The following is a 22,066-nucleotide window of genomic DNA, read 5'->3' as shown; positions in this document are numbered from 1 at the left end:
CAAACGATAAAGCAGTAAATCATGACGTATTGAAATTGAAAACGCAGGCGCCATTATCTAACCAAGTAGAAAATTTTTGGCATTAAAAGATCTTAAAAAACACCGTGCCGTTTTTTTGTCACTACGTCAAAGTTTTGATTACACACCACTTACATCACATTTACATAACCACAAAATGTTTGGGGTCACATTCAGTTAGCCAATTCATCGCTCAAGTGCAACTAACCTCTTAATATTGTGGGGTTCGTTCCAATAACACTTATAAAAATATGCGCTCAACTATTACCTTTAAACTCCTACTCGCCCTGATCGCCGTGTTCACTTGTGTTCTTGCCGTGTCCACTGGGTATCAGTACTACCAACAAAAAACACTTATTAATGATGTACTAAGCGAACAGTTACACGACAAAGCCAGTAACTACTTCGACAGCTTAAACATGATGATGCTGACAGGCACGATGTCGCAGAAAGAGACACTACGACAAAAAGCGCTGGCACAGGAAGGCATTGAACAAGTACGCGTGTTGCGTGCCGATGCCGTGTCAAAGTTTTATGGTCAAGGGCAAGCCAACCAACAACCTCTCGACGACATCGATCAACGGGCACTGAGCGGAGAATTGGTCATTGAACCCATCAGTGCTGAATGGGGTAAGGGCTTGGTCGTCGCTCTACCAATGAAATCAAGTGAGGACTATCGAGGCACAAATTGCGTGTCCTGCCATATTGCTCCTGAGGGCGAAGTGCTTGGTGCTATTCGTCTTGAATACAACATGAGTCACGTCAACACGCTGATTAACAAGCAAGCCGTGTTTGCGATGGGGATCATGTCAGTGATCGCATTTGTTGGCTTCCTCATCACTATGGGACTCATCCGAAAAATCATCGTCCGCCCTATTCAAAATACATCACGCTTTATGTCTAGCGTTAGTGCCAGTAAAGATCTCTCCAAGCGTCTGTCGGGCACGCAAAATGATGAAGTCGGTCAATTGTCGGATTCCATCAATTCGTTTATGGATACGGTGTCAGAGAGTTTAGAACGCGTTCGAGATACCTCCCACTCTCTTGCAGACTCTGCAGGAAGGCTGACTGATGTAGCTCAATCGACCGATGAAGCTGCTGATAATCAACAAGTCGAAACCAATGAAGTGCAAACCAATATTACCGATATGCTTGAGCAACAAAGCGTGGTGGAGCAAGCGACAGTCGATGCGACAACCTTAGTTAACCATACCGTTGACGTTGCAACCACCAGCGCAGGTCAAGCCCATCATGTCAGCGAAGACATCAAGCACCTTGTGACCGATATTGATAAAGTGCGTGAGAACATTGCGACGTTAAACCAACAAACTGATGAAGTATCATCAATTCTTGGCGTGATAAAAGGCATCGCTGAGCAAACCAATTTATTGGCGCTTAACGCCGCTATTGAAGCCGCCCGAGCCGGAGATCAAGGTCGTGGTTTTGCGGTAGTTGCCGATGAAGTGCGCAATCTTGCCTCTCGCACCGCCGAAGCCACCAGTAATATTGAGACGATTATTTCTCAGTTCCAACAAGGCAGCGAAGAGTCGTTAACCTCGGTCGATACAGTGTGCGAGTTTGCTCATCAGCGCTCAGTAGATGTCGAAGCATTGTCACAGACCATGCACAATGTGGTCGATGAGATGCATCAAGTACTTAAACACGCTGAAAATATCCAACATCAGACACTAACAACATCTGGGGTAAGCAAGCACATCCAAAGCAAAGTTGACACCATTACCTTACACGCAAACGAGACCTCGCAATCGGCATCACATACTCGCGAGATCAGTGTCGATCTGGAACATCTTTCAGAGCGTTTGGAGTCATTACTTAACCAATTTACCCTGTCAGAGAGAGCGCAAGAGAATAAATAAGGAAATTCTCTCCTTCAAATTGAATATAAAGGTTGAAGCTGACGATTTGACAGGTAATATGTTTCGTTGAATCTAAAAAATTCTATCCAACTCAACACTTCGCTTGTTTTTTAAACAATTTTGTTGTGAGACAGGCACTTTTAAGTGTTGAGTTGAATTTTTACCTCAATGGAGAATATTGAAAACATGACTTACGCGCCTGTATCAGACGTTTTGAAAGGTCAGCTAGCAGTAGACAGTGAAGTAACTGTTCGTGGCTGGATCCGTTCACGTCGTGATTCCAAAGCTGGAATCTCTTTCCTTGCCATTTATGACGGCTCTTGTTTCGACCCGATTCAGGCCGTGGTCCCTAATAATCTTAATAATTACGACAACGAAGTACTTAAGCTAACGACTGGCTGCTCTGTTGAAGTAACTGGTAAGATTGTTGCCTCTCCTGCGAAAGGTCAAGACTTCGAACTAGCAGCAACTGACGTTAAAGTTGTTGGCTGGGTTGAAGATGCTGACACTTACCCAATGGCAAAAACTCGTCACTCTATCGAGTACCTACGCGAAGTAGCTCACCTACGTCCACGCACAAACGTGATTGGTGCAGTAGCACGCGTACGTAACTGCCTATCTCAAGCAATCCACCGCTTCTACCACGAGCAAGGTTACTTCTGGGTATCAGCGCCATTGATCACAGCTTCTGACGCAGAAGGTGCTGGTGAAATGTTCCGCGTATCTACGCTAGACATGGAAAACCTGCCTCGCACTGACGATGGTAAAGTTGACTACAACGAAGACTTCTTCGGTAAAGAGACTTTCCTAACGGTATCTGGTCAGCTAAACGCAGAAGCTTACGCTTGTGCACTAAGCAAAGTTTACACGTTTGGTCCTACTTTCCGTGCTGAAAACTCAAACACAAGCCGCCACCTAGCGGAATTCTGGATGGTTGAGCCTGAAGTTGCGTTCGCAGAACTAGACGACGTTGCAAAATTGGCTGAAGACATGCTGAAGTTTGTATTCAAAGCCGTTCTTGAAGAATGTCGTGATGACCTTGAGTTTTTTGCTCAACGTATCGACAAAGAAGCAATCACTCGCCTAGAGCAGTTTGTCTCTTCTGACTTCGCACAAGTTGACTACACAGACGCGATCCAAATCCTGCTTGATTCTGGTCGTGAATTCGAATTCCCAGTTGAATGGGGTATCGATATGTCTTCTGAGCACGAGCGCTTCCTTGCTGAAGAACACTTCAAAGCACCTGTAATCGTTAAGAACTACCCGAAAGACATCAAAGCATTCTACATGCGTGCTAACGATGACGGTAAAACAGTTGCAGCGATGGATGTACTAGCACCAGGCATCGGCGAAATCATCGGTGGTTCTCAACGTGAAGAGCGTCTCGATATCCTAGATGCACGTATGCGTGAAGTGGGTATCGATCCTGAGCACATGAGCTGGTACCGCGACCTACGTCGTTACGGCACAGTGCCACACGCAGGCTTCGGTCTAGGCTTTGAGCGTCTAGTATCTTACGTAACAGGTATGGGCAACGTTCGTGACGTGATCCCATTCCCACGTACTCCTCGCTCTGCGAACTTCTAATCACCTAGAGTGATACAGAATTAAAAAGACCTCCCAAGTGGAGGTCTTTTAGTGGCAGTTTCATCGTTTCTGTTATTTCAACTATTTCAGCATCACACTCATTGCATTGTCGTTAACCGCACCAATCATGAGTGGCTTACCTACGTCACCCTCTTTGATTAACACTTGTGTGTTCACACTAGAGCTAGAATGCTGGGTTTTACTTTCTTGCATAGCAACAACGTCAACGAGGTAGCCCGACGACTGTTTTCTCACAAAGCCAGAAAAATCAACCTGCTCTTGATCATTGTTGATTTGGGCTTCGAACTGTTCGTTGGCTTGTATTTGAGCAACAAGCTCCGACTTGCCGTAGTGTAAGATCACCGATTCGGGCTCATCACCTTGATTAGCCGTGCAACCAAAAGTGATAGCAGACAGTGCCAGTAGCCATGCATGTTTCATAGTGTTTATTCCTAACTTCTATCTCATGAATCTAAGGCTTATCCTCATCATCTTTATCTGCCTTGGCGGCATACTTAACACCCAGTACGCACAAACCAAACATAATAAAGGGGATCACAGCCGCGGTGTATTCCGTCCACGCCATGTGAGAGAACGATTTCGCCAAAATAAGGTGCGCAAATACCAACAGAAATGCGCTAAAAATGGCAACGGCGATCAATCTTAATTCATGTTTTACCAACTGCTTTTTCATTGTCACTCCAATCATCACAATATTTCTGTATCCGATTGAAGCACAACCCAAGTAAACCACTCTGATACAGTTAGGTCAAAAAAGGATTAAACAGTTTCTTTAGTGAAGTAACTCACCCAATTTCCGCAAAGCCTGACACAGATTGTCATCAATGGGCAGAGAAGTATTCAAACGCAGATAGTCCTGATATTGCTCATCGACCGAGAACAACGCACCATGCGCAACAGTTACCTGCTGTGATAGCAAGGTGTGATGAACCGCTTTACTGCTTATCCCTTGAGGCAACTTAAGCCATAAGAAATAACCGCCAGGAGGAAGATAGTACTCGATAGATTTAGGCAAACACTCTTTCATTGTTTGCACAAACATAGCTTGGCGCTGTTCAAGCCCTTTACGCAACTTTCTTAGATGATTGTCATAGCTGTCATTTTGCAGGTAATGCGCAACTCCCTGTTGAATAGGTGCACTGCCAGATAGCGTCGACATCAGTTGAAGCTTTTGAACACGCTCGTTAAAGCGCTTGGTGATCACCCACCCCAACCGATAGCCAGGACAAAGACTTTTTGAAAGAGAGCCACAATGCAAAACGCGCTCTTGGTCATCATAGGTTTTCAGCGATGTCGGCTTCTTGTCGGAGAAATACAACTCTGCGTAAACATCATCTTCAATCAGATACACATCATGTAGATTGGCAAGCTCAACAACACGTTGCTTTTGTTCGTCACTCAACGAAGTGCCTGTGGGATTATGAAAGTTACTCATAAGCCAGCAAGCCTTAACATTGTGCTGTGCAAAAGCTTGTTCCATCTGAGCCAAGGAATGCCCTTTCTCGGCATCTACCGAGATCTCAATGGCATTCAACCCTAGTCGTTCAATTGCTTGTAACGCACCATAAAATGTTGGCGACTCAATGACAACCATATCCCCTGGCTCAGTAACCACTTGCAAACTGAGGTTGAGCGCTTCTAACGCGCCAGAGGTAATAACGATATCATCATGCGTTAAAGTCATGCCTTGCTGTATATAGCGCTGGGCAATCGAGCGGCGTAGAGAAGCACTACCCGGTGGTAGGTTATCTAACAAGGTATCTGGTCCCATTTTTCGCCCGGAACTGGCAAGGTTACGGTTTAGTGCTTCGAGAGGAAAAAGTGCTGGGTCAGGAAACGCGGAGCCTAGCTTTGTCGCGTTTGGCACGGTTTGTTGTTTGAGGAAATCGTACAACTCATCGTTTAGTGAAGTACGATACGCATTGTTATCAGCACCAGCAGCGTCGAGACGTTCGAGCTCAGCAGTAACAAAGTAACCCGACTGAGGTTTAGCAATCACCCAACCTTGCGCTTCGAGCAATTGATAGGCTTGTAACACAGTTCCTGTACTGACCGAATGGTTGCGGCTAGTGACACGCACGGAGGGCAACTTCTCTCCTGCTCTCCATGTATTTTGTTGAATTTGCGTTTTAAACAGCTCAGCCAGTTGGCGGTATCGGTTCATGCTTCCCTCATTTCTTACTACCGAGCGCACCTTAGCATACTTCACGCCCTGATTCCGATCTTCGACTTATCAAACTCGAAAGGTAATTAATCAATCTTAGTGATATCAATTGACGTTACGAAATGAGAATTTATGTTCCATACTTTCAAAGGTATGAATATTCTACGGGAGGAAATGATGAAAATGTTTACGATGGATGACCTCTCTTATCGAGGCATACACGAAGGAGTTCATAGCTGGGACCACCCAGAAGGCAATAACCCATATTATTGGCACCCAGATTGGTTGCACATCGCTGAGGATGCACTAGGGGTGCACCCAAAAGCAGAGCTCGATGTCCCAGAGGGTGAAGCAGCCACACCTGAGCATGCAAAGGCAGCAATTATCAAACATCTCAATGGGCAATAATATTGATTATACCCAAGTGACTTCAAGATGCAGGATTCAGTGCGCTGTCATTGATTCGAGGTCAAGGAGAACAACCGCAGCGGAATAGTTAGCTCTTTCCAAGTTGTTTGACTCAGAGATCGAATCAACGACACGCTCCCAAAGGGCGAGGTTACTTGGGCATAAATACCTATTTTTCAGGCGGTTATTGCTAGGTGGGATCAACAAATATATCTGAATGAGAGCTGTGCAACGGAATGGATCATTTATCAACAAGATAAATAGATAGCAGTCACATTAATTCCGATGACATCTGTTACATTTATAGAGTAATGGTGACGCACACCTCAACTCATGACTATGAGAGACGATAATAATGACGAAATACAACGAAAACGACATTCAATACAAAGGCGAATCTAATGGTGTTCACTCTTGGAGTACAACATCAGGTCAGCCTTACTACTGGCACCCAGATTGGTTGCACGTTGCTGAAGACGCAACGGGTTCTCATCCTAAACAAAAAATCGAAGTAGAATCCGCTGAAGCACCAACAGAAAAACATGCATTGAAAGCTATCCTTAAGCACATGAACGATTGGGCAACAGGCAAACTGTCTTCTAACCCAGACATCGAAACGAATGCACATGAATCACAAATGGATTTAAAAAAGTAATTCCTACCCTTTTTCATGTCGATGATTGAGACCAAGCCTCGCCATAGCGGGGCTTTTTTGTAAATCCTTCGCTATATCAATGTCACTTCAAGATGCTATACCCAAGTGACTTCAAGATGCAGGATTCAGAGCGTTGTCATTGATTCGAGTTCAAGGAAAACAACACCGCGTAATAGCCAGCTCTTTCCAAGTTGTTTGACGCAGAAATCGAGGCAATGACACGCTCCCGAAGGGCGAGTTGTCTTGGCTTGTATACTTTGTTGCCGATTCTTGATTTAGAGTGACTAGATCTTTAAATCGTCGCCGCGTCTACAAACCAAGTCATTCTCGCTGAACCTAGCATCTCGAGGTTACTTGGGTATAGATTCAGAGTATTGTCACTATTCCCTCTTTACCAAAAGACAGCAAGGAAAACAGCGAAGCGGAATTGCAAGCTATATCCAAGTTGTTTGACGATGCTATTTAGTTAGCAAAGAACGTACTTCAGTGACAGGCTCCCGAAGGGCGAGTGGCTTTAGTTCACATGCTTCTTTAACAATTTTCGAATTAGCCCCCCTAGATCTTCAAATTGTTGCCTCACCTTCAAACCAAGCCATCCTCGCTGAAGCAAGCATCTCAAGGTTACTTGAGCATATACATAACAAATTTCTATCATTTATAAGAATCTATCGATAAAATTTCAGGTCTCGATTTTACTAGTGACAGATCAATCAACAGACATCAATTCCACAGTACCTCTCTCTTCTTGCTCAACTAAGAGAGAAAACGATGCTGAGATTTGTCCAAAAAAGGATAACCATGGTGAATACTAACTACAATGCACCACTTACATTCCAACTTTACCTAGCTGCGGCGTTCTTTTTTGGCACATACGGTGGACGCGTCTGCCCGATGCTCAGCACGCTGAGCGTATACGAAGTGATCTTACATTGCGCGGTGGTTTTTACGTTCCTCTATCTTGTTCGCCACTTTATTCTTGTCTCACATCCTTTGATTGCACAAAACCGACAAGCCAAGCTTGATACTGTGTTGTTTACCGCTGTAAGTATTCCTTTTGCTGCGTACTATAACCTTCAATACGACTTTACCTTCGACAGCAATGTGAAAGTGTTGTTTGGTATGGCGCTCTTTGGCTTTTTAACTGGTTCTATCTTGCAACTGCAAAGCAAGCTGGTTCAATTTGACAGCCTACGTCAACAAAACCAATTTGGCTTTGCGTTATCAGGTCAGCGCCAATCCATGGTGAAACAAATGATAGGCATGATGATCGCCTTGCTCATCACCTTGACCACCATTTTGACCATGGTCGCAGTCAAAGACATTTATTGGTTGGAGCAAAACCCAGAGCAAATCACCAATGGGCTAGGCAAAATCAGCTTCATTAAAGAGTTGGTTTACATCGCACTTGTCGTCGGAGGCTATGTAATCGCGATTATGGTGCTTTGGACTCGCTTGATGCAAAAAATCTTGTTTAGCCAAGAGCAAGCTTTGCTGGAAGTGACACAAGGGAAAATTGCGCAACGTTTACCAGTTTTCCAACATGATGAGCTTGGCTCGATGGCCTGTTTAACTAACCAAATGCTCGACAGTTTGCAAGTTTCGCAAGATGAGGTCAAAGCCACGCGAGATGTTGCCATTGTCAGTTTGTCGGCATTGGCTGAATCACGTGATAACGAAACCGGTGCGCACATTATGCGCACGCAACAATATGTAAAAGTATTGGCTGAACATTTAAGCCAATTTGAACAACATTGTTCATTACTGACTCCAAATTATATCGAACTACTTTACAAATCGGCGCCGCTGCATGACGTCGGAAAAGTCGGTGTACCAGATAGCGTGTTACTGAAACCGGGAAAACTGACCGATGAAGAGTTTGAGATCATGAAAGGACATGCACAAATTGGTGCCGAAGCGCTGTCAATTGCTGAAAAACAGCTAGGAAGTAGTTCGTTTTTGCGCGTTGCTAAAGAGATTGCCCTAACACACCATGAAAAGTGGGATGGTAGTGGCTATCCAAATCAATTAAGCGGCGAGAACATCCCTTTATCCGGTCGTTTAATGGCATTAGCAGATGTGTATGACGCTCTTATTTCTAAGCGTGTATATAAGCCTGCTTTCAGCCATGACAAGGCGAAAGCCATCATCCTAGAGGGTAAAGGCAAACATTTCGATCCTCAAATCGTCGATGCATTTCTTGCAGTTGAAACTGAATTTCAACATATCGCACATCAATATCAAGATGAGCAAAACATCGCCGCTTAGCCAATTATCCCCCTCTTAAAACGCTTGTTAAGAGGGGTTTTTATATCAAAAGCCTCCGTTATGTTAGATTTCTGTTTCAAATCAAAACTTTTTTAAGTTTTCTTATCACTAACTGTTGTAACGAATATTGCTGAAAGGTATAAATGTCAGCAGACCCCTTCGATTAACATGGATGAAGATTATGTTTGAAAAAGTAGTTGCCGCTCCGGCTGACCCTATTCTTGGACTTACTGAAGAGTTTAAAAAAGATGCTCGCGCCGAAAAAATTAACCTAGGCGTTGGTATTTACAAGAACGAACAAGGTGAAACCCCTGTTCTTGCGACTGTTAAAAAAGCCGAAGCCGCACTGATTGAAACTGAAAAAACCAAATCTTACCTAACAATCGAAGGTACAGCAGAATACGGTCTAGCAGTACAAAAACTGCTTTTCGGTGCAGACGCGGAAATTGTTGCTGGCAAGCGTGCTAAAACAGCACAAGCACCAGGTGGCACAGGTGCTCTACGTGTAGCAGGTGAGTTCATTAAGCGTCAGCTTGGTGATGTGAAGATCTGGATCAGCAACCCTACTTGGGCAAACCACAACGGCGTATTCACTGCAGCTGGTATCGAAACAACACAATACAGCTACTACAACGCAGAAACCAAAGATAAAGACTTCGCTGCTATGGTTAACGACCTGCAAGGTGCATCTGAAGGTGACGTTGTTCTTCTGCATGGCTGCTGTCACAACCCTACAGGTATCGATCCAACAGCTGAAGAGTGGGAAACGCTGGCTAAGCTGGTTGCAGAGAAAAAACTGCTTCCTCTATTCGACTTCGCATACCAAGGCTTTGCTAAAGGTGTAGAAGAAGATGCAGCAGGTCTTCGTACTTTCGCTAAGTACAACAAAGAAATCCTAGTCGCGAGTTCTTTCTCTAAGAACTTCGGTCTATACAATGAGCGTGTTGGTGCATTCACTCTGGTTGCTGAATCAGAAGACGTTGCAACAACGGCGTTCTCACAAGTAAAAGCCATCATCCGTTCTATCTACTCTAACCCACCAGCGCACGGTAGCGCTGTTGTGACTCACATTCTTGGTGACGCAGACCTGCGCGCAGAATGGGAAGCGGAAGTAGCGGAAATGCGTGACCGAATCCAAGAGATGCGTGAACTATTCGTTGCTACTCTTAAGGCAGAAGGTGTGGATGCTGACTTCAGCTTCATCGAGCGCCAAAACGGTATGTTCTCGTTCTCTGGTCTATCCAAAGAGCAAGTAAACCGTCTAAAAGAAGAGTTCGGTATCTATATCGTAGGCTCAGGTCGTATCAGCGTTGCAGGTATGACAAAAGCAAACATGGGTCCTCTATGTAAAGGCATCGCTGCGGTTCTGTAATCGCGTCGAAAGTCACAAATTAAAAAGGTCAGCACTCGCTGACCTTTTTTGATTCTACCGCTTGTTGAAACGCCACTATACAAGGTGGCGCTACACTCCTATGAACTAATACACAAACTTAAAGCTAATTCCAACTTCATTGATGTGATCTGACGGTTGACCTTGATAATCGGTGTCACGGAACTGGTAATAAAGACCGGTACCAATCACGCGATGCCATTGGTAGTTAAAGGCAATCTTATAGTTGTTCTCGTCGACGATATCACTTCGATTCAAGTGCACTTCTGCCGTCCCCATTAACTTTTCACTAAATAGGTAATTTGCGCCAAACGTGACGCCTTGAATAAACTCGCTATCCGAGGACAGTGTACGGTCGGTTTTATCATCAGTCGCTTTGGCTTTAATTGCGCCAAGCCCATAAATCCCGTAGATATCAAACTTCTCGTTGACGCCATAACGATAACCACCACCGAACAACAAACGGTCAATACGCAAAGTGAAATTGTCTGGGTGGAAAAATTGCGCCGAGTAGTCAACGTTAAACAGCCAGTTATCGGTAAATAGGTAATTACCGCCAAGCCCTAGAGTGGTAGCGTTAGAATTATCGAGCCACTCTTCATTCGTTGTCCCGGCACCAATGTCTAAATTAATGTGCTCGTAACCAAACTTCTCGACCTGTTCTGACTCTGAGGCAACGCTCATTAGTGGTAATGCTACAAGAGGTGCAGCGAATAATAGTCTTACCATTCTACTTCCTTCCATGAGTGTCATCCAAAACTCTTCTTTAATACGCCCATTGTATTGATTTAATTCGGCATCTTGATGACAGCGTAGCCGAATTGATGGCGATTTGCCGTGCGACTTGTCCGAATCTTATCATTGCGCACGAAAAACAGTGATCCGATAAGATTCTGTTTTAAAACTAAGTTAAGATTACCCTATCACTTGCAAACCAAAAGGCACCTTAATGGAAGCAGAACTTCTCGAGATATATAACTTTCTCGCCAAGTATCCCCCATTCAACGAGCTTCCGGAAGAAACGCTCACCAAAGTGACCGAGAACATCGAAATCTCATACTATCGTCAAGATACTCCCGTCATTCATTTCGGCGACCAGATCCACGATCTATACATGGTTCGTAGTGGCGTGGTTGAGGTCTATCGACGCAAAGGTGAACTTTACAACCGACTCGACGAGGGTGACCTTTTTGGTCAAATGGGGCTTCTGACCAACAACAAAGTTCGCTTCCCAGTAAAAGCGATCGAAGATTCCCTACTCTACTGCATTCCTCAAGACATTTTCCAAGAACTGTATGATAACTTCGACTCATTCGCTGATTTTGTTGAAGTAGAGAACAGTGCTCGTTTGCGCCAAGCAGTGTCAGAAAACAACGATGCCAATGACCTAACCACTTCTAAGGTCAAAACCTTATTAACCCGTGACGCACCGACGATTGAACGTGGACAGACGATCCAAGAAGCCGCGCAATTGATGGCGCAAGACAATGTTTCTTCATTGTTGATTGTGGACCCAGACTTTGTGCTGGACGAAGAAGACCCACAATCTCCGGTGCTAGGTATCATTACCGACCGTGATTTGTGTACCCGAGTGTTAGCCGAAGGCTTATCACCGCAAGACGATGTCTCCACGGTGATGACCACTGAGGTTATCTCACTCGATCATAACGCATACGTATACGAAGCCATGCTGACCATGTTGCGCTACAACGTGCATCATTTGCCAGTGGTTAAAGATCAAATGCCGATTGGTATTATCGAAGCTACCGATATTGTACGTTATGAATCGCAAAACTCACTGTTGCTGGTCAGTAGTATCTTCCAGCAGCAAAGCATCGAAGATTTAGCGATTGTGGCAGAAGAAGTAAAGAGCAGTTTTGTTCGCTTGGTCAACGAAGACGCCAACTCACACATGGTGGGCAGCGCGATGTCGGTGATCGGTCGCAGCTTTAAGCAACGCCTTTTAGAAATGGCAGAAGAAGAACTCGGTCCACCTCCTATCCCTTATTGCTTCCTTGCTCTTGGTTCAATGGGACGCGACGAACAGTTGCTGGTCACTGACCAAGACAATGCAATCATCCTAGACGACACCTACAAAGAAGAGAAACACGGTAAATACTTTGAGGCTCTCGCACAATATGTCAGTGATGGTTTGAACGTATGCGGTTACAAGTACTGTACTGGCGACATTATGGCGACCAACCCGATGTGGCGAATGACCCGCTCACAATGGGAAGAATGCTTTGCCGATTGGATTGATGACCCCAATCCAAAAGCGCTACTCAACGCATCCATCTTCTTTGATTTAGATGGGGTTTACGGCCGCTTAAAATGGGCAGAGCAGCTCACCAGCTTCATCGTACGTCGTGCCCGCAAGAACAATCGCTTCCTAGCCTGCTTGGCACGTAACGCATTAAATCGAACTCCACCACTTGGCTTCTTCAAAGACTTTGTGATGGAAAAAGACGGTCAACATAAAAACTCAATCAACTTGAAACGCCGTGGTACTGCGCCATTGGTCGATCTGATCCGCGTTCATTCTCTTGCGGTAGGCTCACGTGCACAGAATTCATTTGAGCGTCTCGATGACATCATTGATGCTGGCATCTTACCAAAAGGGCGCGCACAAGATCTTAAAGACGCCATGGAGTTCATCTCAATGGTGCGTATCCGCCACCAAGCAATTGATGTTGAGTTAGGTATTGAACCAGACAACAACATTGAGCCTGAAAACTTGTCGGATTTTGAACGTCGTAATTTGAAAGATGCGTTCCAGATCCTAAGTAATGGCCAGAACTTCCTTAAGTTCCGCTATCAGGCTAGTAACAAGTTTAAGTGAGGCGTGAAGTGATAAAGAAGTTATTTCAAAAGCCGAGTATTCAGTGGCCAGTGAAGTTTCAACAGAAACTTGAGCGTGCCACTGATGAACGCTTAGTCGCCTTTTACGGTAAAGCGCTGCCAGCACCTGAGACGCCACTATCCCAAGTGGAGTTCGTTGCGCTTGATTTTGAGACTACCGGTTTGAACCCACAAAAAAACGGCATCATCACCATTGGTTTGGTGCCGTTCGATCTCAATCGAATTTTCCTACGCCAAGCAAAGCACTGGAAGGTACGACCACAGGAAAAACTCGATGAAGAATCAGTCATCATTCATGGTATCACTCACAGTGAACTGATTGACGCTCCCGATCTGGGTGAAATCCTCGCTCCCTTGCTAGAAAGCTTAGCGGGTAAGATTGTAGTGGTACATTACCGCCGTATCGAGCGTGAGTTTCTCGACCAAGCACTGCGCTCTCGTATTGGCGAAGGTATTGAGTTTCCAGTTCTTGATACGTTGCAAATTGAAGAAAACATTCAACAAAAAGCAGCGGGCGGTCTTTGGAACAAGCTCAAGGGCAATAAGCCAAAATCATTACGCTTAGCCCAGTCTCGCCGTCGTTATGGCTTACCAGACTATACACCGCACCATGCTCTAACCGATGCCATTGCTACAGCAGAGCTGCTGCAAGCCCAAATTGCCCATCATTATAACCCAGAGCAACCTATCAGTAGCCTGTGGTTGTAATTCGGCTTACGTTATCTTTGAGCAACAAAAAAGGAGCTATATGGCTCCTTTTTATTCAAAACAACAAAAGCTTACAGCTTAAAGCGTCTGATCTCTTGTTCTAGCTCGTGAGAAAGCTCAGACAGGTGCGCTGCTTGCTCAGCCGCCTGGTGCGCTTCCACAGAAAGCTCATTCGATACGTCACGAATGCCCTCTGTATTACGAGTAATCTCAGTGGTTACTGACGCTTGCTCTTCTGCTGCTGAAGCAATTTGAGTTGCCATATCACTGATTCGCTCTACCGCAGAGTGAATTTGCGTCAGGCTAACTGCCGCAGAGTTTGCATCATCCACGCTAGTATCTGCTAGACGACGACTGTCATCCATAATACCCACCGCTTTCGCCGTAGTACCTTGCAGCATTTCGATGGTTTCTTGAATCTCTTGCGTTGAAGCGTGAGTACGTTGGCTCAATACACGAACTTCATCCGCAACCACCGCAAAACCGCGACCTTGTTCACCAGCACGCGCTGCTTCAATCGCCGCATTCAGTGCCAGTAAGTTAGTTTGTTCGGCAATACCTTGAATAGTCGAAAGAATCGTATTAATCGCGTTACCGTGCGCTTCTAGCTCTTGAATCACGTTGGTCGCGACTTGAACTTCTTGCGCTAGGTTTTGGATCGAACCTTGCGTTTGCGTTACTTGACCAGAGCCATGCACACATGCTTGTACCGCTTCTTCCGAGCTTGATGCTGTGTTGTCCGCGTTACCAGCAATCTCTTGTGTTGCTGCCGCCATTTCGTTAACCGCAGTCGCCACCATGTTGATTTCGTCTTGCTGGTAAGAAATACGCTGGCTACGTTCTTCGGCTTGCTGTGCCGTTGTACGAGCTTGCTCAGACAGTGCGGACGATACGTGACTTAGTTTCGTCACCATCGTGTGCATATTGCCGACAAAACGGTTGAAGTTATCAGCCAGCTTGCCGACTTCGTCATCACTGCGCGGTTCTAGACGTTGCGTCAAGTCACCTTCACCAGAAGCAATTTCTTCCAATGCTTGTGAAACACGACCCAAATCGCGGAACAAGAAACCTACTAGCCATGAAACAGCAACAATCACGACGATAGTGATCAACACAGCGGTGATCAGCATTTCTCGTAGCAATTGAGCGTGGCTTGCCTCTTCTGTCGCACGATCCATTTCAATCGCAAACATCCAATGTGTGCCAGGCACTTTGCTGAAGTAGTAAAGCTTCTCTTTGCCTTTGATTGTTGCACTTTCAATCGCACCAGAGTTGGCTGCGCGCTCAATAGAATCTTTAGAAAATTCTTTAGAAAGGTCGGTGATTGGCTTAAGCGTTAGGCTCTTATTTGGATGAGCAAGGAAAGTGCCATCGTTCATATCGATCAGCATTGCATGAGCATTGTCACCTGCGTCTAGGCTGATGACGTCATTGATCAACTGGTCAATCAATACATCTGCACCGACAACACCAATGAACTTACCGTTTTTCATTACTGGCTCAGCAATTGTCACCAATAGCGCGTTAGTGATAGCGTCTTGGTAAGCTTCTGTGATGATTTGCTTGCCTGCTGCGTTTGCGTCTTTGTACCAAGGACGCGTGCGAGGATCGTAATCAGCACGGTTACGCTCGGGATGAGAACGATACATACCACCTTCTGGTGTACCTAAGAAGATATCGTCAAAGCCACCAGCTTTACGTGCTTGTTGTAGGAAAGGCACAACGTCTTGCTCAGTTGAGTAGTCGTTGAAAGCCGTCGCAATATCTTTACGAATTGCCACCCAGTCAGAAATACCTTCTGAAGCGGCGTTACTTAGGCTTTGTGCTCGTGAATAGACACCTGAACGCGTCTGATCAAGAAGTTGACCAGCCGATAACCAAGTCAGTGCTGTTGCCATCACAACAACAGCAGAGAGGCTTGCGCCAATTAGCTTTTGTTTTAATGATAATTTCATAATTATTATAGAGGTTGGGAGAACAGTTAAGGTGGGTGAATATTACACATTTTTTAATCACTAATCACGAGATTTTACTAATAAAAATAAAACATTAACTCATTGTAAATTAATGACTTATTTCGTCATTATTTTGTCTACCGTCAGAAAAATCACACAAAAAAAGCCAGCAAAACGCTGGCTTTTTTAACTTACTAATATTTAAGTAATATTTATAAATCTTATCAATTATTGACGTTCGGTTCTCATACCCATAAGCAGGCTGACACACATCGCCAATAAAACGACGGTAAATGGCAGTGCAGTAGAAATTGCACCCGCTTGCAGCGCTTGAACAGCTTCAGAACCACCGATCCACAGTAATGCAACCGCAATCGCACCTTCCATGAATGCCCAGAATACACGCTGTAACACTGGTGCGTCGACTTTACCACCAGCGGTGATGCTGTCGATAACCAATGAGCCTGAGTCTGAAGAAGTAATAAAGAATACCAATACGAGTACGACTGCAATGATGGATAGCATGTTACCGAATGGCAATACATCGAACATTTGGAACATCGCAAGGGAAACATCAGTCAAACCATTTGCACCTAGCTCGCCCACATTATTGATCACTTGGTCGATAGCAAGACCACCGAATGTCGACATCCAAATCAAGGTAACTGCTGTCGGTACAATTAGAACCGCAGTGATGAATTCACGAACGGTACGACCGCGTGAAACTCGAGCGATAAACATACCTACAAATGGTGACCATGAGATCCACCAAGCCCAGTAGAATACTGTCCAACCTTGGAACCAAGCTTCATCAGTACGATCAAACGGATTACTCAGTGGAATAATATTCTCAACATAAGCCATCAATGTGGTTGGCACAGAGCCTAGTGTTACCGCCCAGCCGATCAAACCAACAAGGATAAGCAATAAGAAAGCAATCACCATGTTGATGTTACTGATGACTTTTACCCCGCCATCAATACCACGAACAACAGAAACAACCGCCAATAGCGTAACAACAGTGATAACGACAATTTGCAGTCCTAGTCCTGGTTCAACGCCAAAGACATGGTGAATACCACTTGCCGCTTGTTGTGCACCTAGACCTAGAGAAGTCGCCAGACCAAACAAGGTTGCCAATACCGCTAGAATATCCACGATGTGACCTGCCCAACCCCATGCGCGATCGCCCAATAACGGGTAGAAAATCGAGCGCATTGAAAGCGGCAGACCTTTGTTGTAAGTAAAGAAAGCAAGAGATAGCGCCACGACACCGTAAATCGCCCATGGGTGCAGACCCCAGTGGAACATGGTCGCACCTAGTGCTAGCTTCGCGGCTTCTGGTGTGTTTGCTTCTACACCCAACGGGGTTTCATACCAACCAGTGAAGTACGCTACTGGCTCTGCCACACTCCAGAACATCAAACCGATACCCATACCAGCAGCAAACAACATTGCCAGCCAGGACATGAATGAGTAATCAGCGACAGCATCTTTACCACCAAGGCGAATCTTACCCATTGGTGAAACGATGAGAGCTAAACAGAAGATAACGAAGATGTTACCAGAGATAATAAACAGCCAGTCAAAAGAACCGATGATTTTCCACTTAATGCCGTCGAGTGCGGTCTTAGCGGTGTGTGCGTCCAGCACAAGTGCAGCAATAAGAAACAGTGCAATGAAACCAGCACTGATACCAAAAACAGGATTATGTACGTCAAAACCCCATTTCTGGACGTTGTCTTGACCAACCGTATAGTCGGTACTGTCGATACTGTACTTATCTATACCTTTTGTCATTATTCCTCTCTTTTTATGTTCAATCTTCTTAACAAGGCATTAAAAATCATTTGAACACGATACATTTTATTTTCCATGAAAGTGGAAGATCCTACCATTTGAGGCGTTTTTGTCTATCTTTTGCTGATAAAAAATCCAATAACTTACATTTCAATCAGAAAAGTGTAGCTAAAAAAGCGGAAACAACCACAGCAATACTTAGACCACAAACATTTCTTACTATAATAATTCTAGTCGTTGCTTTTTTCCTCGCTCAATGACCTTAAAAACAATAAGGAGAGCCAAGGCAAATTATTGAAAATTGGTGTCGCGATCCCTAACGAAGCCCTTTAAATAACAGCGCATTTGAGTTAGTGTCGCCTCGTTACATGATCCCTTAATGACTGGATTACGAAATTGGAAAAGTACGAAGAAGTTTTGGTCTCGATTCGTCAGATCATCCGCGCTATTGATTTACATTCTAAGAAGTTAAGCAAAGAGTCTGGTTTGACGGCTCCTCAGCTGATCCTGATGCGTGCCATTAGTGAATTAAATAACGTCACTATCAAACAATTGTCTAGCCATACCAACATGAGTCAGGCAACGGCAACCACTATCCTTGACCGCTTAGAGCGCAACCAACTTGTTGAGCGCCGCCGCAGTGTCGAAGACAAGCGTAAAGTTCACGCGGTATTGACGGAGAAAGGACAAGAAGCCTTAAAACAGGCCCCGACGCCATTGCAAGAGCATTTTATTAGCCGCTTCCAAAAGCTGGAAGAGTGGGAACAGAGCTTGCTTTTGTCTTCTGTGCAGCGCATCTCGACCATGATGAATGCAGAAGATATTGATGTTGCCCCTATGCTTGAACTTGGCAGTATTACCAAGCCTGAATAAGTATCCCTTCGAGCGCTCTGATGTATGAAAGCATGAGGGCGCCCCTGCCTACTCTATCAATCCTGTTTCAAAAGCGTATTTCGCCAACTCAGCCGTCGAGTGCAAATCCAGTTTGTGTTTGATGTTATGGCGGTGCGTTTCTACCGTTCGATAGCTAATGTCCAACAGCGTCGCAATCTTTTTGCTGCTGTTTCCTTGCGCCACTAACTTAAGTACCGCTTCTTCCCTGCGGCTAAGTGGGTTCGGCTTTTGCGCTGCCGGGACGACATCCTGCGTAAATAAGGTCTGGGTAACGGATTCGCAAAAGTAAGTCGATCCTTGGTTCACCGTTTTTATTGCTTGCACCATTTTCTCTGCTGAAATTTCTTTCAGCATGTAACCTACCGCGCCAGCTTGCATCACCTTCATGATGTATTCGCGGTTGTCGTGCATGGTGAGCATCAAAATTTTGCTCTCTGGACGCTCTTCCTTAATTACGCCAGTAGCTTCAATGCCATTCATGATTGGCATACTGATATCCATCAAGATGACATCTGGATTGAGAAGCTTTGATACTTCAATTGCCTCAAGCCCATTACTCGCCGTACCAATCACATCAATATCAGGTTCCAGTTCCAAACGCGCCATAAAACCATCAAGCACCACCTGATGGTCATCAACTATCACCACGCTAATTGGTTTATCCATAAACTAATCCATCCAAATCTAACAATACGGTGATTTCCGTCCCCAAACCGGGCTCGCTCATGAGTTCAAACTCGCCTCCGATAAACTCAACACGCTCACGCATGTTCCGCAATCCAATTCCTTGTCGGTGCACTGAAGGGTTGACCATAAAACCCGTACCGTCGTCTCGTATCAGTAATTGCAGCATATTGCCCATTTTTTGCAAAATTACTGTGACCTTTTTTGCTTTGGCGTGCTTCTCAATGTTGTTTAAAGATTCCTGAGCCACACGATACAAGGTTGTAGCCACTTCAGATTTCAACTTCACTTGCTCGGTATCAAAATGGCTATCGATGTCCATACCAGAGTGCGAATGAAAATCTTGCAATAGTGTAGAAAGCGCGGCTTCTAAGCCAATATCATCCAAGGCACTTGGTCTCAGTTGGTGAGAAATATGGCGTACTTCATTAATCGCAGTGATCAACGAGCGTTGAGATTTATCTAGGTGAGCTTTGAGCTTTTCATCTTCAATACGATGCGCCATCAAATCGAGGTGACATTTGCTCGAAACCAGCAATTGATTGATGCCATCATGGAGCTCTCTCGCCAGATGTTTTTTCTCATCTTCTTGGAACATCACCGTTTTGTGGGCAAGCTCTTTTAGGTTCTTATCCGCTAAACGATGCTCGTGTAAATTGATGGCAAGTGTCAATACGATGATCACCGCCACCGTAACCACCAGAATAATCACCACGGTGAAAAAGGTAGTCTCGATATTTTGATTGATTGCCGCACGCATATTGGCGACTTCACGGCTCACATCTTCAATATACAACCCAGTGCCAATCATCCAATCCCATTTATCAAGCCATGCCGCATAGCTCAGCTTTGGTACCACCTCCCCCGTAGAGGGCTTTTGCCATAGATATTGATGGAACCCGCCCCCAAGCTGCGCTTGATAAAGCAGAGCCTCAATCAGGTGATCGCCATTTTCATCTTGAATATGCAGTAAATTTTGTCCGACTAAGTCCGGGAGAATGGGATGAACAAGGTTCGTACCGTGCTTATCGTAGGCAAAGAAATACCCGTCTGAACCGTAACGTAAGCGGTTTAGGATCGCTTTTACGCGCGCTTTCGCGTCAGCCTCTTCAAGCATAGGATCGTTATAGATATGAGAAATGGCATCAAAGGCGAGATCTACGGTATCTTTTAGTGCCGCTTCTTTGGATTGAATTAAGTTCTGATGAAAGATTTCCACCTCACGCTGCCCCAAGGTTTTCGCTTGGTAAATGGAAATCCAACTGATACTGGCTGACACCAAAACCACAGGGATCAGTGCCAACAAGATTAACTTGGCTTTGAGAGGCATCCTTCCCTCCAATGAAACGCTGATTAGGCTTGGGGCTGTTGACCTTTCGCGATTAAAATCGGTTCGAAACATCACAGACCCTGCTCACTAATCAGCTTAACAACTTGTCTCAAAAGGTGAAAATTTTCACATCACAATTCCTTGCTTCTTACTTGCATTAGGACATGCCATAGAATCCTGGGAAAAATAGCAATGAAGCAAGTACCACAATCTGAATCGCAATGAATGGCATCACACCACGGTAGATATCCCGAGTGGTCACGCCTGCTGGAGCCACACCTTTTAGGTAGAATAAACTAAAACCAAAAGGCGGTGTTAGGAATGAGGTCTGCAGGTTCATCGCAATCAAAATCGCAAACCAAGTCATGTTGATACCCATCAACTCGGCAACAGGTGCAATGATTGGCACGATAATGAAACAGATTTCTACGAAGTCGATGAAGAATCCAAGGATAAGGATGACTAACATGGTAATGATCAAGAAGCCCCATTTTTCACCCGGAAGTTCCAACATCCACTCTTCAACAAGGTAATCTCCCCCAGTGTACGTAAACGCCATTGAGAATGCCGTCGCCCCAAGCAAAATCGCAAAGACCATCGCGGTCACTTTTACGGTCTCTTTCGAAGCTTCATACACCATCGACCAGCTAAACTGTTTGTAAAGCAACGACAATACAATTGCACCAGCCCCACCCAGTGCTGCAGACTCTGTTGGGGTAGCAATACCCGCAAAGATAGAGCCGAGAACAACAATAATCAACGCCAACGGTGGCAGTACGGCTTTCAACGCAGTAATCACTTCTTCTTTACGACTGATAGACTCATCACGCTCGATAGGCTGGGCTGCTTCAGGGTTCAGTTTGGCGTAAATCAAAATGTAGATCACATACGCGCCCACCAGCACCAATCCCGGCCACACTGCAGCTTGGAACAAATCCCCGACTGGTACACCGAGAACATCCCCCAGAAGAATCAAAACTATGGAAGGCGGAATGATTTGACCTAACGTGCCCGACGCACAGATGGTGCCACAAGCCAATCCTTTGTCGTAATTGTACTTAAGCATCACTGGCAAGGAGATCAACCCCATTGCCACTACCGATGCACCGACTACCCCCGTGGATGCGGCAAGCAAGGCACCCACCAACACGGTTGAAATGGCAATACCACCGCGAATACCACCAAACAAACGACCCATCGACTCAAGCAATTGCTCAGCCAATCGGGTCTTTTGCAACACTAATCCCATGAAGACAAACAGAGGTACTGCCATCAGTACCGTATTCTCCATGATGGATTGAATGCGATAAGGCATGAAAGCAAACATCTCAATGCCTTCTGCCCATACGCCAAAAATTAATGCGATGCCGCCAAAGGTGAAGGCAACAGGAAAACCAAGCAGTAGCGCAAATAACGCCACAAAAAACATCACTATACCGATCATACTGAAT

18 protein-coding genes are annotated in these 22,066 nt (G+C 45.2%); 9 read left to right on the top strand and 9 right to left on the bottom strand.

What is annotated here, in order from left to right; genetic code table 11:
* Positions 1-269: 269 nt before the first annotated feature.
* Positions 270-1,895, top strand: coding sequence for a methyl-accepting chemotaxis protein (locus tag QMY49_RS04330; RefSeq protein WP_283312956.1), 1,626 nt, complete (start codon positions 270-272; stop codon positions 1,893-1,895).
* Between the two features lie 186 nt (positions 1,896-2,081).
* Entirely contained in the window at positions 2,082-3,482 is a 1,401-nt protein-coding gene (gene asnS, locus QMY49_RS04325) for an asparagine--tRNA ligase (RefSeq protein WP_005445169.1), read from the top strand.
* Positions 3,483-3,563: 81 nt separating this feature from the next.
* On the opposite strand, the gene QMY49_RS04320 is transcribed toward asnS, so the two are convergent.
* From QMY49_RS04320 to QMY49_RS04310, 3 genes are all read right to left on the bottom strand, one after another.
* On the bottom strand, positions 3,564-3,923 hold the full coding sequence (locus QMY49_RS04320) for a hypothetical protein (protein WP_256892778.1): 360 nt from the start codon (positions 3,921-3,923) through the stop codon (positions 3,564-3,566).
* A 31-nt stretch (positions 3,924-3,954) separates the two neighbouring features.
* Complete coding sequence (locus QMY49_RS04315; RefSeq protein WP_050924887.1) at positions 3,955-4,176, bottom strand: hypothetical protein; 222 nt, start codon at positions 4,174-4,176, stop codon at positions 3,955-3,957.
* A 99-nt stretch (positions 4,177-4,275) separates the two neighbouring features.
* The gene (locus QMY49_RS04310) at positions 4,276-5,667 is read right to left on the bottom strand and encodes an aminotransferase-like domain-containing protein (RefSeq protein WP_283312950.1); all 1,392 of its coding nucleotides are present in this window, start codon (positions 5,665-5,667) and stop codon (positions 4,276-4,278) included.
* Between the two features lie 177 nt (positions 5,668-5,844).
* On the opposite strand from QMY49_RS04310, the gene QMY49_RS04305 reads away from it, so the two are divergent.
* The 4 genes from QMY49_RS04305 (at position 5,845) to QMY49_RS04290 (ending at position 10,367) form a co-directional block, all read left to right on the top strand.
* Positions 5,845-6,075: a hypothetical protein gene (locus QMY49_RS04305; RefSeq protein WP_026000256.1), complete on the top strand. Its 231-nt coding sequence runs from the start codon at positions 5,845-5,847 to the stop codon at positions 6,073-6,075.
* A 355-nt stretch (positions 6,076-6,430) separates the two neighbouring features.
* Positions 6,431-6,730: a hypothetical protein gene (locus QMY49_RS04300; protein ID WP_005445160.1), complete on the top strand. Its 300-nt coding sequence runs from the start codon at positions 6,431-6,433 to the stop codon at positions 6,728-6,730.
* A gap of 798 nt (positions 6,731-7,528) precedes the next feature.
* Positions 7,529-8,995, top strand: a complete 1,467-nt coding sequence (locus QMY49_RS04295) for an HD domain-containing phosphohydrolase (protein ID WP_009698381.1) — start codon at positions 7,529-7,531, stop codon at positions 8,993-8,995.
* A 181-nt stretch (positions 8,996-9,176) separates the two neighbouring features.
* Positions 9,177-10,367 (top strand): amino acid aminotransferase, encoded by a 1,191-nt coding sequence (locus QMY49_RS04290; protein ID WP_283312946.1) that lies wholly within the window; start codon positions 9,177-9,179, stop codon positions 10,365-10,367.
* Positions 10,368-10,472: 105 nt separating this feature from the next.
* Here the strand turns inward: QMY49_RS04290 and QMY49_RS04285 are convergent, their stop codons facing one another.
* Positions 10,473-11,114, bottom strand: a complete 642-nt coding sequence (locus tag QMY49_RS04285) for an outer membrane beta-barrel protein (protein ID WP_005445156.1) — start codon at positions 11,112-11,114, stop codon at positions 10,473-10,475.
* Positions 11,115-11,334: 220 nt separating this feature from the next.
* Between QMY49_RS04285 and QMY49_RS04280 the strand changes: the two genes are divergently transcribed.
* Both QMY49_RS04280 and QMY49_RS04275 read left to right on the top strand, forming a co-directional pair.
* Complete coding sequence (locus QMY49_RS04280) at positions 11,335-13,224, top strand: DUF294 nucleotidyltransferase-like domain-containing protein (protein WP_005445155.1); 1,890 nt, start codon at positions 11,335-11,337, stop codon at positions 13,222-13,224.
* Between the two features lie 11 nt (positions 13,225-13,235).
* Positions 13,236-13,952 carry a 3'-5' exonuclease gene (locus QMY49_RS04275; protein WP_033001524.1) on the top strand — a complete coding sequence of 239 codons (717 nt, stop codon included), beginning with the start codon at positions 13,236-13,238 and terminating at the stop codon, positions 13,950-13,952.
* Positions 13,953-14,023: 71 nt separating this feature from the next.
* Here QMY49_RS04275 and QMY49_RS04270 read toward each other — a convergent pair whose 3' ends face one another.
* Entirely contained in the window at positions 14,024-15,907 is a 1,884-nt protein-coding gene (locus QMY49_RS04270) for a methyl-accepting chemotaxis protein (RefSeq protein WP_005445153.1), read from the bottom strand.
* 228 nt (positions 15,908-16,135) lie between these two features.
* Complete coding sequence (locus QMY49_RS04265; RefSeq protein ID WP_005445152.1) at positions 16,136-17,707, bottom strand: BCCT family transporter; 1,572 nt, start codon at positions 17,705-17,707, stop codon at positions 16,136-16,138.
* A 396-nt stretch (positions 17,708-18,103) separates the two neighbouring features.
* Here QMY49_RS04265 and cosR point away from each other — a divergent pair, with 396 nt between their 5' ends.
* Positions 18,104-18,580, top strand: coding sequence for a MarR family transcriptional regulator CosR (gene cosR, locus QMY49_RS04260; RefSeq protein ID WP_005445149.1), 477 nt, complete (start codon positions 18,104-18,106; stop codon positions 18,578-18,580).
* A gap of 48 nt (positions 18,581-18,628) precedes the next feature.
* Here the strand turns inward: cosR and QMY49_RS04255 are convergent, their stop codons facing one another.
* From QMY49_RS04255 to QMY49_RS04245, 3 genes are all read right to left on the bottom strand, one after another.
* Positions 18,629-19,267, bottom strand: coding sequence for a response regulator (locus QMY49_RS04255; protein ID WP_005445147.1), 639 nt, complete (start codon positions 19,265-19,267; stop codon positions 18,629-18,631).
* Positions 19,260-20,615 carry a cache domain-containing protein gene (locus QMY49_RS04250; RefSeq protein ID WP_005445145.1) on the bottom strand — a complete coding sequence of 452 codons (1,356 nt, stop codon included), beginning with the start codon at positions 20,613-20,615 and terminating at the stop codon, positions 19,260-19,262. Before QMY49_RS04250 ends, QMY49_RS04255 begins: the two co-directional genes overlap by 8 nt.
* A 157-nt stretch (positions 20,616-20,772) precedes the next feature.
* The gene (locus QMY49_RS04245) at positions 20,773-22,059 is read right to left on the bottom strand and encodes a TRAP transporter large permease (protein WP_005445143.1); all 1,287 of its coding nucleotides are present in this window, start codon (positions 22,057-22,059) and stop codon (positions 20,773-20,775) included.
* Positions 22,060-22,066: the final 7 nt, after the last annotated feature.

The sequence above is a fragment of the Vibrio harveyi genome (assembly GCF_030060435.1).
GTDB classification, from domain to species: Bacteria; Pseudomonadota; Gammaproteobacteria; order Enterobacterales; family Vibrionaceae; genus Vibrio; species Vibrio harveyi.
Note: the sequence above shows the minus strand (reverse complement) of the source record. Positions and strands in the feature narration are given on the sequence as shown.